Here is a 14362-nt window from a genome sequence, read left to right on the forward strand (position 1 = left end):
TATGAACTATCAAAAAATTTTAATTAGATATGGTGAATTAGTTTTAAAGAAAAAAAATAGATCCTTATTTATTAGCATTTTAAAACAAAACATTCAAAAAATTCTTGATACAAAAGTTGAAGATGAATTTGATAGAATGTTTGTTGAATACAAAGATGAATTTTTAGATAAGCTAAAATTCATCCCAGGAATAAGTTCTTTTTCTCCAGTTAAAGTTTGTGAAAAAAAGCTAGAAAATATTCAACAAGAAGTTTTAGAAGAAACCCAAAAAAATACTAATGAATTTACAAAAACTTTTAAAATCATTTCAAGAAGAAGTGATAAAAATTTTGAACTAAATTCACTAGAAATGAATAACTATTTTGGTTCTTTGATTTTAAAAAATTTTGAATTAAAAGTTGATGTTAAAAAACCAGATTTGAATATCAACATTGAAGTAGGTAGACACCATGCTTTTGTCTTTTGCAAAATTTATTTTTCAATAGGAGGTCTTCCAGTTAGCTCTTCAGGAAAAAGTCTTCATCTTCTTTCAGGAGGAATTGACTCACCAGTGGCAGCTATTGAACTAATGAAAAGAGGAATTAAAGTAGAATTTTTAGCTTTTGTAACTCCTCCTCACACTGATGAAAAAACAGTAAATAAATTAATGATGTTAAAAGATGTCTTTAATAAATTTCAACATGATTCAAAAATTCATCTTGTCAATTACACAAAAATAATGAACTATATTTCACTTATTTCTGATCAGTCTTATAAAATAGCCCTAATGAGAAGAAGCTTTTACCGAATAGCAGACAAAATTGCTAAAAGAAAAAAAATTATGGCCATATCCAATGGTGAAAATTTAGGTCAAGTAGCTTCTCAAACAATTGAATCAATGATTTGTATTTCTTCACAGACAAATCTTTTAATTTTTAGACCACTTCTAGCATGAAACAAAGTTGATATTATTAACTTAGGCCAAAAATACAAAACTTATCAAATATCAACAATTCCAGCTAGTGAATCTTGTGAACTTTTCGCTCCTGAAAAACCAGTGATTAAACCAACTATTTCTAAGGCTGAAGAACTTGAAAAAGAACTTGAAAAAATCTTTGAATATGAAGATGAATTAGTTGAAAGTGTTTTAAGTCAAAAATAAGGATGGTTCATAATGAGAGAATTTATTAACTTACATACAAATAGTGAATATAGTTTTTTGGACTCGCTAATTAGAATTAATGATTTAGTTCAATATGCAAAAGAAAATAATTTAAAAACTTTAGTTTTAACAGATACCAATTTTCATGGAGCTGATAAGTTCTACTTTTTATGTAAAAAAAACAATATAAAAGCTGTTCTTGGTTTAGACATTGAAGTTGATCATAAAAGAGTTATTTTACTTGCTAAAAACACAAGTGGTTTTAGATCACTAATGCTTTTTTCAGAGTCAAATAGAAATGGCTTAGAAATAAGCCTAAATCAACTTGAAAAAACACAAGATGATTTAATTATTATAAATCATCCAAGATTAGGTTTTTCAATGGATGAAATTGCTCAAAGCAGCATCAAAAATTTTTACAACACTTCAAATAATGATCAAGATCCTTTATCTTTGTATGTAGTTGAAAATAAACTTTTTAATGTTAAAGATAATCCCATTTTAGAAATGTTAAATTCTACTAATAATAACCAAAAAAATAAAGGTATTGAATTTAAAGGTTTTTCTCATTATGCTCCTATTTCTGAACTGATGCAAAAGAGGATAAATGACATTGTAGATCAGTGTAATTTTGAATATAAAAAACCCGAAATTACGCTTCCAAAATTTATGAATAATCTTGGTATTTCTTCAAAAGATTTTTTAGTAAAAATACTTAAAGAAAGTTGACATGAAAAAAGTCATAAATTACAAAAATATGACAATGCAAAACAAAGAATAAAATATGAATTAAGTGTTATTTCAAAGCTTGGTTTTGAAGATTATTTTTTGATAATTTGAGACATAATAAATTGAGCTAAAAAAAATAAAATTGCAATAGGTCCTGGAAGAGGCTCGGCTTCAGGATCACTTGTTTCTTATCTTTTAAATATCACTGAAGTTAATCCTCTAGAATTTAATTTGTTTTTCGAAAGATTTTTAAATGAAGATCGTATAAGCATGCCAGATATTGACATTGATGTTCAAGATAATAGAAGAGATGAACTTTTAAACTACATCTTTGAAAAATATGGAGAACAAAATGTTTCAACTATTTCAACTTTTCAATTTTTAGGGGCTAAAAGTTCTATAAGAGATGTGGGCAGATTTTTAGGAATTAACATTGCAAAAATTAATGAAATTTCAAAACACATTGATGCTCAACAAAGTTTAGCTGAGCAATATGAAAATAATCAATCTTTAAGATCATATCTTCAAAATCAAGAAGATCCTATTTTCAAAAAATTAATTGATTTTGCCATGAAAATTGAAGGTCTTCCAAGACAAACAGGAACCCATGCAGCTGGAATAATTATTTCAAACGAAAAGATAAATAACTACATACCAACTTTTATAGTTAATAATAAAAATCAAAGTCAATATTCAATGGAAAACATTGAAAAAATGGGTTTTTTAAAAATTGATTTTCTTGGTCTTAAAACACTTTCAACAATAACTCATATTGAAGAAAGAATTGCTCAATTTGAACAAATAGATTTTGACAAAATTAATAGTTACATCATTGATGAAAAAATAAAAAAAGTTTTAGAAAACAAAAGTACTTTAGGGATTTTTCAAATTGAATCTCCAGGTATGACAAATACTATAAATAAAATTAATGTTGATGATTTTAAAGACATCTATGCAGCTATTTCTCTATATAGACCAGGCCCTCTTAAATTTATTAGTGTCTATGCTAAAAACAAAAAAAATCCTAAAAATATTAAAAAAATAATTGAGCCATATGACAACATTGTTAAAGATACTTATGGAATAATTGTTTATCAAGAACAGATCATGGAAATAGCTCAAAAAGTTTCAGGTTTTAAATTTACTGAAGCTGATGTTTTGAGAAAAGCTATTTCAAAAAAAGATATAACTTTATTAGATGAAATGAAAGCAAAATTTATTCAAGGAGGAATTAAAAACGGCCATCCAAAAAATGTAGTTGAAAACATTTATTTAACAATTGAAGATTTTGCTCAATATGGTTTTAACAAAAGCCATGCTGTTGCTTATGCAGTTTTAGTTTACAAAATGCTTTATTACAAAGCTCACTATCCCTTATTTTTTTATTCATCATTAATTAAAACAAATCATACAAATCAAGATAATTTAAAAACATATTTTTTAGAAGCTAAGAAAAATAATATAGCTTTTTATTCTCCTTCAATTAACAATGTAAGTGAGCAAAACATACTCTCAAAAAATGAGATGTTTTTACCTTTAATTATGATCAAAGGTTTTGGTCCTGCAGCTTACAATAAAGTATATAAAGATTTTCAAGAAAATGGTCTTTATAAATCCTTTGATGATTTTATCCAAAGAGCATGAAAAATGGAGCTAGGAAAAGCAAACATTGAGACTTTAATTAAAGCAAATGCTTTAAGAGAATTTGGAAATATGAAAGATCTTTTAACACTATTTAAAGAAGTTATTGAAGATAAATTTGAAATAGTTTCTAAACTAGCAAAAGTTCAAGGTGATGACATTGATATTTCAAATTTTTTCCAACTTGAATTTTCAAAAAACTCTTCAAGAGACATTGAATTTGAAAGAAAAAACGAAGAAGAATATTTAGGCTATTTTTACAATAGTCCTAGTCAAAATGAAAATTCAAATCAAAATTTAGAAAATGAAGATTTAACGATTAACTTAAAAAATATGCACCCTGGAACAGAGCATGTTTTAGATATATTAATTACCCAAAAAAAATCAATTATGACAAAAGATGACCACTTAATAAAACGTCTTGAATTTGAAGATGATTCAATGAAGGCTATGTCTTGAATAAATGAGCAAAATGAAGAGAATTTTAAAGATATCAAAGTAGGTAAAAGATATAGAGTGGAAATATTGAAACCAATGAATCAAAAAACTTTTATAATAAAAAAAATTAGAGGTATCTTAAATGACTAAAAGCGGTTCAAAAAGTGAAAAGTTTTTATTAATAGATGGTAATTATTTAGTTCATCGTTCTTATTATGTAAGCTTTAAATTTAAAAATAATTTTAGATCAACTATTTATCTTTTTTTTCAAACAATTATCAAAATAATTAAAAACTTAAATCCTGAAAATATTTTTATTGCCTTTGATGAAGAGGGCGGAACTTGAAGACATGATTTATGTAAAGAATATAAATCTCAAAGATCTAAAATGGAAGATGAGTTTTGAAATATTTTTAAAGCAATTAGAGAAATACTTGATTCAATAAATTTAAATTCAGGCGGCTTTAGAGGACATGAAGCAGATGATGTAATTGCAACTATTACATCAAAATTTAAAGACGAAAACCAAATCTATATTTTTTCAAGAGACAAAGACTTATTACAGTTAATTGATAAAAATGTATACATAACTCATGACAATGAACTAAAAAATCTAATTAGTATAGAAAATTTTTACCAAAACTTTCAATTAGAACCAGACCAAATAGTCGATTTTAAAGCCATAGCTGGTGATTCTAGTGATAATTTAAAAGGAATAGCTGGCATTGGTGAAAAAGGGGCTAAAAACTTACTTAATAACTTCAAAAGCTTGGAGAAAATTTTTGATAGTTTAGAATCAACTAATTTAATTTCTAAAGCTCAAAAACAAAAAATCAGAGACGGAAAAGAGCAAGCCCTTTTTCTAAAAAAAATAGTTACTCTAAACAAAGAAGTACCTATGAAATTAGAAAAAGAGCTTTTTGCAATAAAAATCAACATTAATGAAGAAATACTTGAAAAACTTGACAAATATGACTCTAGATATGTTTTAAAACAATTTGAAAAAGCTCTAGAAAGCGATGATTATCTATGATAGCCATTACCGGAAAAGCAGGTGTAGGAAAGACTACATTTTTAAAAAAAATGGAAAAAAAAGGATACAAAATCTTGTATTCAGACAATTTTTTTAACCAGGATTACGAAAAAGGATACCAATCTTATCAATTAATCAAGGATAATTTAGGCCAAGATTTTGTAAATGATCAGCGAGTTGATAAAAAAAGATTAAAAAATTGAATAAAAGAAGATCTTTCAAATCTTGATAGGCTTGAAAAGTTGATCTACCCTCTTTTAAAAACTCATTTAGAGCAAAATTTTTATGATTTTGTTGAAATTCCTGTATTAGGCTCAAAAAATGTTGATTTTTATCCCCTTTTTTCAAAAATTTACAATATAGAAATTAGTGAAAGTCAAAGGCTTGAACAACTCAAAAAACGTGGTGTGGATAACTCAGATATTTCATTTTTTGAGTCTATAAATAAGGGTGTTATAGGAAAAAAAGTTGTTAATATCTCATTGGAAAACTTAGAAAAAATTGAAAAATTTTAAAAATTTATTTTTATTTTTATTTATCTAACTAAAATATCATAAGCTAAATTGAAAACGAGTTAAAGATAGAGGTAAAAACTATGAATTTTTTTAATTTTAAAGTTATTCAACAAAAGAAAATAACAGAACAAGATTTTAAGAATTTTAGGCTTTTTTATATGCCTTTTTTAGGGGCTGTGCCTACAGTTTTTTATCAATATTTACATGACCTTTCTAATTCAGAGTCTGAAAGTATTATTAATTTTCATAATTTGCCTATTTTTTTATTTGCCAAAGCAGAGGAAATTGAAGAGGCTAAAAAGAAATTAATTGCAGTTGGGCTACTTAGAGTTTTTAAAAATGTTCAAAATAACATTTATAACTTCGAATTAATTAAACCACTTGAGTGCGAATTGTTTTTCAGAAACAAATTTTTAAAAAAACTTCTTGCTGAAAAAATTGGAGAGTTTAATTTGGAATATCTTTATGAAAAAAATAAAGATAAAATTTCAAAATCAAAAAATTCAAATTATGTTGAAATTTCATATAGCTATTTTGAAATTTTTGATAATAACAAAAAAATCAACAATACCACTAGAGAAATAACTGAAAACACCTTAGAATTCAACCTAAATGAAGATATTTCCTTAGATGAGGCTTTAGTTAAGTTGCAACCTTTTCATTTTTATTTTTATTTAACTAGAAAACAAGCTGAGCAAAGCATTATTGAGCTAGTGCATTTTATGAGATCTAAAAGTCTAAAAGATGAAATTATTAATTTAATTTTTAACTATACTTGAAATACTAAATTAGAAATTCAACCAGCTCTATGCAAAAAAATTGCGTCTAATTTAGTTTTAGAAAAACGTCTAGAATACAAAGTAGCAAAAAATCACTTTGATTCAATTATGAGCAATTTTAATAAGCTTAGAAGAAATAATAAAAATGCTTTTTCAACTCAAGATTTATTAACTTCAGTACTTAAAAATAACAACACTGAATTAAAAGAAATTTCAATGAGTGAACTAACCGAAGATTTTAATTAATATTTTATTATGTCAAATGAGAAAAAATGATCTAAAGAAGATAAAGAAATCTTTAATAAAATAAGCCAAAAACAATGATTTCAAAGCTGAAAACAAAAATGACCTAAAAATCTTAGTCAAGCAGACATTATTGAAAAAATAATGGATAATTTGATTTATTTAATAATTGTTGATCGCGAGCAAGAAATCATATCAAATCGTGATTTTGTAAACTCTCCTGAGAGTCTATTAAAGGGATATCAATCAATAATTAAATTTAACTCACAAAACAATCTTGAACTAGGTTGAAAATATGCAAAAAATAAGCAAGGGACAATTTTAAAATTAAAATCAAAAATACTTTCATATTCAAACATTTCATGAGACAAACTAGCTTATGAATATATGCAAAGTTCTTACAGTGTTGAAAAAATTAAATACTTTTATTTGTACACTAACAGAAGTATAAATTTTATTCAATGTGAAAAGTTCACTGATTTAGATGAAAAAATACCTTCATTAATTGTTGAGTGTTTAATTAAAAGAAATCATAAAAAAATTGCTGTAGTTGACTTACAACAATTTTGACAAATTCTCAAAGCTAACTTATTAAATACAACAAATAGCAAATCATTAAATGACTACATTAATGAGTTTTGACAAAGGGATTTGACAATAATCAAAGGTTGAGGTCAAGAGCCATTAAATGCTTGGTTTCAAAATGAATTTTTATTGTACTTTATTACCATGTCTTTTATTAAAAATAAAAGAGTACTTATTATGTCTAATAATTCTCTTGAAGAAATTTTTTCTAGATACAAAAATAGTGCTAAATCTGAATTAACTAATTTACAAATGTTAATTGATATTTTTAAAATGAAATAAATTTTTTATTTATCAATTTCAAATTGAACTAGTTCTTTCAACATAATTGAAACTAAATTAGGATTATAAATATTTACAAATGCAAAAATTACAATTCAATTCATTCAAATTGACTCTGAAAGCATTTTATCATTTAAGTTAATGTTGTGAAATTCTTTAAGAGTATTTGCGTTTTTTACAGTTGTATTTATTACATCTGCTATTTCTTGTTCAAACTTGAATTTTGGAGCTGCAACTGATTCAACTTTAGCTTTGTGAATTTCTTTTTCAACAACTGTTTTAACAAATTCTTCTTTAGTTTTAATTCGAGCAAACTCTTCTACCATTCTTTGTTTAATACTTGGATCTTCTTGCATTCTATCAAAAAGATCTCCATTAACTTTAGTTAATAAATCAATGATTTTTTGGTCAATTTTATAATCATCACTTTTAACTACAAAGTCCATTAATTTATAACCAAAAATAAAATCTGAATAAATTTTTTGTTCATACTTTGTTAGTCTTTCAATAAATGAATTTAAATTTTCTAAACTTTGAAATCTTTTTTGAATTTTTTCATCTTTGATAATTTCTTTAGTAGATGTTTCAATGTATATGTTTCTTAACTTTAAAATTTTAATTTGAATTTTTTTATCACCATGAACATCATCATTTTTACCATTTCAACCATAGTAAGTTTTTCTTAAAGGAACAGTTAAAATATCATTTACTTTTTTACCTTTGAAAATTTTAAATTCATCATCATGAACACTTCCTAAACCAACGATAAATCCTTTAATTTCTTTTTTCTCTGAATCAACTTTTCCATTATTTAAAAATTCAACTTCAATATCAATTATTGATCCTGGAATTTTGATCTTATCAGGAGTTTTATCAAAGTCACGAGCTTTTGAAAATTTTGAAAGTGCAATGGTATTTCTTAGAAATCCTGTTTTTGAAACTTTAATATCATCAAAGTATTCAAATTTATATTTTTCAGGAAAGTTTTGTAGAATTTTTAAAGTTTGATTTTCGATAAAAAAGAAATCACAAAAGAACTTAAATTCTTTTTCATTTAACTCCAAAGTTGATGTATCCATTTTTATTAAAAACTTGTCTTCGAATTCATATTGATCTTTTATATCTTCAACAAGTGGTTTCATTAATAATTTATAAACATTTAGTTTAACTAAATCTGAATTTGGATCTTCAGGTTGACCTAGTCTATCATAGATTTCAAAATACATTTGACGATCAAATGAAAAATGAATTCTTCAATGAACATTATCAATTTTTTCTATATTATAAAATTCACTATTTTTTATCTTGTTGTATTGGTAATTATTTTCCATATTAGCCTAATCAATTCTTGCTCAAAGCAAATTGATTTTTTCTCCTTTTATTTTTAAATTTTTTTGCAAATGCGAAACTAAAACGCTTTGACCATAATCTAATTTTATACCATTTATTTCAATAGGGTTTTTTTCAATAGATGTAATAACAGAAAATCACTTTAAATCAAACAAAAAATCAAGTTCATCTTTGGCAAAAATTCTGTATAAACTAAAGTTATTATTAGTAACTAGTTGTTCTAAATTTTCACTTACTAAATGCTTGGTATTTTTTTGATTTTTTTCAAAATTAGTACTAGCTTCCAAAGCTTCTTCAAGATGTAATTCTCTGGGCTTATTATCAACTAATCTATCATAGTCATAAAACCTATATGTAATGTCACTTGATTGTTGAATTTCATAGACAAAAGAATTTTTTTCAATTCCATGAATTGTTCCAGCTTTAACATCGATGACATCATGTTTTTTTACATCAACATATTGAATTATTTGATCTCATTTTTTTTGATCAACTAGAGATCTTAATTCTTCTTTATTTTTTGCTTTTGTTCCATAAATAACTTGAGCATTTTGATCTAGATCTAAAAAATACCAAGCTTCATTTTTTCCAAATTTTTGTCCATGTTTTTTCAAAGCCATTTCATCACTTGGATGCACTTGCAAAGAAAGCTTATCTCCTGTATTTAAAAATTTAATTAAAATTGGAATTTCATCAAAATCTTTATTATGAAAAAATTTTTTATTATTTTTAAAAAATTCTGAAAGTTTGATATTTTCAATTAAGCATTCCTTATTTTTTATTGATGAAAAAATCCAAACTTCACCAATTCCTTCTTCGTTTGTTATTGAATATTTTTTTAAAAAATTTCCTGCTCAACTTTTCTTTTCTAAATAAGGAGTTATTCTTTTTACATACATAAATTTATTTTAATAAAACTATTAAATAGTAGTTCTAAAATCCTAAGATAAAATCAACATTTTAATGTGAAAAAATTATAATCATAATTTAAATATTTAAATATAAAAAGTTAGATGAATTCTTTAAAATTCATTTTACATTTTTAAACAATCTATTCAAATTAAATATTTAAAATTTTTTGTCAATTACAATTTAAAGAAATAAAAATTTCCAAATAATCTAGTCTAAAATAGACAAAATTTTATCTTGATAAATCATCACAAAAAATTTAAATATATATTTATTTTTTTATTAATTGATATTCAATATGTCTAGCTTCTTGTGTATAAAAAATATACAAATTTGAATACCTTTTTATTCCTTTATAAATAAGCAAAATGCTAGCATTGATTTTTGAAATGTCTCTTAAACTTTTTTTATTTTTTAAGCTTTGTGTAGAGTGTTGATTTAAAAAATCAAGTGCACATTTATTAATAAAAATATTAAATAATTAAACTGGGACAAAAAAATAAAAAACACTTTTTAAAATATACTTTAAATAGGAGTGTTTATGAAACAACTAAAACCAGAACAATGAAAGAAATGATTTTCATTATATGAAGAATTTTATGATGGAAAAATTAATATAAAAAAATATATATTTTTAGTAAACAAAAATATTGGTAAAGATTGAAAAAATACATATGTAAAATCTTGATTTTTCAAAAAATATTCTGCTTTTCAAAAAGATGAACAATCTTTAATTTCACAAACTGGCAAATCTACAGCTAACAAAAAAAATAACGGTAGACCACCAAAAAGAAAAGAAGTTAATGAATATACAAGAGAAGAATTAGAAGAGATTGTTAAAATTTATAGAATAATTTTTGATGACATTAGTGAAAAAGAAATTCGAAAAAAAATTAAAGAACATAAAGATAAAGAAAAAATATTAACTAAAATTTCATGAAAAGAATTTCTCTTTTCAAAATCAACATATTATTCTTGAAAAAAACCTAAACTTGCAGAGCCGAAAAAAGATCAAGAAATTGAAGAAATTATTAGAAAATCATTTCATGAAAACAAAGGTATATTTGGTAGAAAAAGATTAGAAATTTATATTCAAAATAAATATAAAAGGTATATAAACTATCGAAAAATAGGTAGAATTTTGCTTAAATTAAATCTTTTTTGCAAAATTAGAAGAGCAAAAAGAAAAAATGAAATTAAAAATCTTAATACTAAATATCAAAATCTAATTCAAAGAGACTACAATGGCAAATTTAACAACATAGTTGCCACTGATGTAACTTATATTCCAAGCCCCAAAGATGCAATTAACAATCATGTTTATTTATCGATTGCAATTCATCATCAAAGCAAGAAAATAATTAATTGAAATCTAAGTAAAAGAAATGATGTTAAGTTAGTTTTAGATCATATTTCTAAAATCAAATTTGATAAAGAGTGAATAATTCACTCAGATCATGGAAGTCAATATTCATCAAATCAGTATAGTGAAATTATTAAAGAAAACAATGGGATAATTTCAATGAGTAGAATCGCAAATTCACTTGATAATCGAGAAGCAGAATATTTCTTTTCAAATATCAAAAGTGAGTGCTTAAATGATCTAAAAATTTCAAAATTATCATTCAAAGAATTGCAAGAAATTATTCAAAATTATATTGACTGATACAATAATGAAAGATTACAATCAATCTTAGAATGAAAAACACCTCAACAAAGCTGAGATGTTCTAAGTGTTTTTTAAATAGTCACTTTTTTTGTCCTAGTTTAAATTGTTACACTTGATTTTAAAATTTAGAATCTAGAAAATGATATTTATTTTAAATACTCCACTAAAGTTTTAACCATTACACCAGTACATGAATCACCAACATTTGCAGTACCTGCTATGTCGATGTGAATATGATCAACTCCTTCATTGAACTCGTTTAAAAACATCATAGCAGAGTTTGAGCCACCTAGTCCTGAGTAATCAACATTTCTTAGATCAGCAACACTTGATTTTTTAATACCTTTTGCAAATTCTGCATCAATTGGCATTCTTCAAATTTTTTCTCCAGCTACTTTAGAAGCTTTTTCTAATTTTTCTCATTTTGAATCGTTTGTTGATCAAACTCCAGTATATGTATTACCTAAAGCAACAACAATAGCTCCAGTTAAAGTTGCAACATCAATTAGATCAGTTGATTTTAATTCTCTAATTGCATAAGTCATTGCATCTACCATTACTAAACGACCTTCTGCATCAGTGTTATTTATTTCAACTGATTTTCCATTCATTGATTTTCAAACTGAATCAGGTAAATTAGCATCTCCATTTACTCTATTGTCTGTAATGGCAAGCACTGCACTTACATTTCTTTTTACACCTAAAGCACTTAATGCAAAAACTACAGCAGAAACAATAGCAGCTCCTGACATATCATATTTCATACCTACCATACTTTTAGCAGGTTTTAGACTATATCCTCCAGAGTCAAAAGTAATACCTTTACCAATTAGTGAAGTTCTTTCTTTTGATGAGCTATCTCCATTATAAGAAAGAACAACAACTCTAGGCTCAAACATGCTTCCTTTGTTTACTGAAAGAAGTAAATTCATCCCATGTTTTTCAATAGCTTTTTTATCTAAAACTTTAACTTCAACATTTTCAAAAGACTTAGCTTTTTCTTCAACTTTTTTAGCCATTCATTCTGAATTACAAATGTTTGGTGGAGTTGTTTGTAAATCTCTTGCAAAATTAACAAGAGATGAAATTAATTTTGCTTTTTCATAGACTTCAGCAAAACATCTATTAGCATTATTTCAGATAGTTAAACTAACTTTGTTTTCATCGCTTTCTTTTTTTCTATGACTAAAAAGATCAGCTTTAATATAATCATATTTTATGTATAAATCATAAATAATATCTTCTAACTTGTATGAAGGAGTTTCAAAAGATAAAATATCTAGTTGATATGATCTTTTCATAGATGGAATAAAAGAGTCTAAAAAACTATTTCACACTTCTCTTGAAAAATCTTCTTTTTTACCTAAAAAAACATAAGCTTCGTTTTTTTCTACAAACTCTGTAATTACATTTTTAGTTTTTATTAGTCCTTCAATTTTTGCCTCTGAGTCAAAAACTGCTTTTAAAAGCATTTCACTGTTTCTTTCTCTTGTTTGTTTTTCTAATAACATAATAATTAACCTTTCTTTAACTTATAAATATTAATCTAAATTTTCATGCATATAATTGTCTAAATGACAACTTTTATTGCAATTATAACACATACAAAAAAGCATAAAAGAAAATATACTTTTAAATGAAAAAGCTTATTATTTTTAATAATTTTTTAAATAAAAAATAGTCTTTGTTTTTAAAAGTAAAAAATTAAAATTTTTAACAAATATTGTATTTCAATAATTGTTTTTATTTTTTATAGTCAAGGCATAAAAACAATTAAACCTATTGCAATGGCAGCAATCAAAATCACAAAAAGTGGAACTCTTTTTTTTAGAGCTATCACCGACAAAACAATAATTGATGGAACAAAAAAACCAGCTGCAATTAATCTTCAACCTGTAAAAAAAACACTCTTGGCACCTTCTGTGTCAAAGTGAATATATTTATCAATTGAGGAGTTAAATCTTAGTTGAGGATAAACCAAAGAAATAAATAATTGGAAAATTAAAGCAAAGATAATTCCAGCTACTATTGGTTTCATTAAACTAACTATATTTTTCAAGTATTTATTCTTAGAAATTTTTTCAAAAAACTTAGTTGCATAAAGCATTAAGATAATTGAAGGAAGAGCAAAAACTAAGTAGGTAATAAAGACAAAAAAATAAGCTCATATTGAACCTTTAGCAACTATATACCCTGTAAAAAAAGCAAGTTTAGTTGAAACAACTCCAGGAGTGGAATTACTAATTACAAAAACATAGTCAATTAATTCTTGATCAATTTTAAGTGAAAATGTTTTGCCAACAAATTTTCAAATTACCTCATAAAGAGGCATAAAAACTTGACCTCCACCAAAGACAATTAAACCAGTAACTAAAACAAGCAAACTTGAGACAAATAAAACTAATAACATTAGTTATTTATCTCCTCATCTTTTTTTCTTTTATCTTTTATTTTTGATTTTATAAGTTCAAAAATAAAAACAAAAACAATAACAGCTACCATAATTAAAGATGCTATGTTATATGGAGTTGGAACAAAAAAAGAAAAAGCTAAAGTAAAAGAAAAAAGGCCAAATCAAATTGGAAAAGAAAGTTCTTTTTGTGACATTTTTAAATATCTTCATCCAAACAAAATTAACAAAGCTAAAATAACTGAAAGAACAGAAATATGAAAAACATAAACATATTTTTCAGGCAGACTATTAAGAGCAAAAAATAAACCAAAAGCCATTAAGACATGAGGTAATATTCCAAGCAAAGTAACTATCATTCCTTTAGTTTTTCCTATTGTTTTTATTGCAACAAATGAGAGCATCTCTACAACGGAGGGACCTGGAATCATATTGGTTACAATTACGGCATTATCAAAGTCTTCTTGGCTAATTCATTTTCTTTGATCAACTGCTATTTTTTTAATAATAGGCATTAGTGCATTTCCTCCACCAAAACCTATAAAAGTAGCTTTTAAAATAAATAATAAAACTGAAAAAAAACTAGGCTTTTTATCTTTTTGCATAATTTCAATATTATACTAAGATAAGTTATTTTA

The 14362-nt window shown here is 24.8% G+C and carries 12 protein-coding genes; 7 read left to right on the forward strand and 5 right to left on the reverse strand.

Features of this window, described 5'->3' with window-relative positions; genetic code table 4:
* The first annotated feature begins 1 nt into the window (after window position 1).
* From thiI to EXC36_RS03640, 6 genes are all read left to right on the forward strand, one after another.
* Window positions 2–1141 (forward strand): tRNA uracil 4-sulfurtransferase ThiI, encoded by a 1140-nt coding sequence (thiI, locus tag EXC36_RS03615; RefSeq protein ID WP_129690459.1) that lies wholly within the window; start codon window positions 2–4, stop codon window positions 1139–1141.
* Between the two features lie 12 nt (window positions 1142–1153).
* Window positions 1154–4099 (forward strand): DNA polymerase III subunit alpha, encoded by a 2946-nt coding sequence (locus EXC36_RS03620; protein ID WP_010925520.1) that lies wholly within the window; start codon window positions 1154–1156, stop codon window positions 4097–4099.
* Complete coding sequence (locus tag EXC36_RS03625; RefSeq protein WP_010925521.1) at window positions 4092–4985, forward strand: 5'-3' exonuclease; 894 nt, start codon at window positions 4092–4094, stop codon at window positions 4983–4985. Before EXC36_RS03620 ends, EXC36_RS03625 begins: the two co-directional genes overlap by 8 nt.
* Entirely contained in the window at window positions 4979–5497 is a 519-nt protein-coding gene (gene coaE, locus EXC36_RS03630; protein ID WP_129690461.1) for a dephospho-CoA kinase, read from the forward strand. Before EXC36_RS03625 ends, coaE begins: the two co-directional genes overlap by 7 nt.
* Before the next feature lie 80 nt (window positions 5498–5577).
* Window positions 5578–6522 carry a replication initiation and membrane attachment family protein gene (locus tag EXC36_RS03635; protein WP_129690463.1) on the forward strand — a complete coding sequence of 315 codons (945 nt, stop codon included), beginning with the start codon at window positions 5578–5580 and terminating at the stop codon, window positions 6520–6522.
* A gap of 9 nt (window positions 6523–6531) precedes the next feature.
* Complete coding sequence (locus EXC36_RS03640) at window positions 6532–7386, forward strand: SRPBCC family protein (RefSeq protein WP_010925524.1); 855 nt, start codon at window positions 6532–6534, stop codon at window positions 7384–7386.
* A gap of 5 nt (window positions 7387–7391) precedes the next feature.
* Here the strand turns inward: EXC36_RS03640 and EXC36_RS03645 are convergent, their stop codons facing one another.
* Together EXC36_RS03645 and EXC36_RS03650 are read right to left on the reverse strand one after the other, a co-directional pair.
* Window positions 7392–8717 (reverse strand): hypothetical protein, encoded by a 1326-nt coding sequence (locus tag EXC36_RS03645; protein WP_010925525.1) that lies wholly within the window; start codon window positions 8715–8717, stop codon window positions 7392–7394.
* A gap of 6 nt (window positions 8718–8723) precedes the next feature.
* Entirely contained in the window at window positions 8724–9635 is a 912-nt protein-coding gene (locus EXC36_RS03650) for a type I phosphomannose isomerase catalytic subunit (RefSeq protein ID WP_129690465.1), read from the reverse strand.
* Window positions 9636–10186: 551 nt separating this feature from the next.
* Between EXC36_RS03650 and EXC36_RS03655 the strand changes: the two genes are divergently transcribed.
* Window positions 10187–11389 carry an IS3-like element IS1138B family transposase gene (locus tag EXC36_RS03655; protein ID WP_041363864.1) on the forward strand — a complete coding sequence of 401 codons (1203 nt, stop codon included), beginning with the start codon at window positions 10187–10189 and terminating at the stop codon, window positions 11387–11389.
* 71 nt (window positions 11390–11460) lie between these two features.
* Here the strand turns inward: EXC36_RS03655 and EXC36_RS03660 are convergent, their stop codons facing one another.
* The 3 genes from EXC36_RS03660 to EXC36_RS03670 all read right to left on the reverse strand — a co-directional run bounded on the left by EXC36_RS03660 (window position 11461) and on the right by EXC36_RS03670 (window position 14329).
* Window positions 11461–12825: a M17 family metallopeptidase gene (locus EXC36_RS03660; protein ID WP_129690467.1), complete on the reverse strand. Its 1365-nt coding sequence runs from the start codon at window positions 12823–12825 to the stop codon at window positions 11461–11463.
* A 239-nt stretch (window positions 12826–13064) separates the two neighbouring features.
* On the reverse strand, window positions 13065–13724 hold the full coding sequence (locus EXC36_RS03665; RefSeq protein ID WP_010925528.1) for a chromate transporter: 660 nt from the start codon (window positions 13722–13724) through the stop codon (window positions 13065–13067).
* On the reverse strand, window positions 13724–14329 hold the full coding sequence (locus tag EXC36_RS03670) for a chromate transporter (RefSeq protein WP_129690469.1): 606 nt from the start codon (window positions 14327–14329) through the stop codon (window positions 13724–13726). Before EXC36_RS03670 ends, EXC36_RS03665 begins: the two co-directional genes overlap by 1 nt.
* Window positions 14330–14362: the final 33 nt, after the last annotated feature.

The organism is Mycoplasmopsis pulmonis (assembly GCF_900660575.1).
GTDB lineage: Bacteria > Bacillota_I > Bacilli_A > Mycoplasmatales > Metamycoplasmataceae > Mycoplasmopsis_B > Mycoplasmopsis_B pulmonis.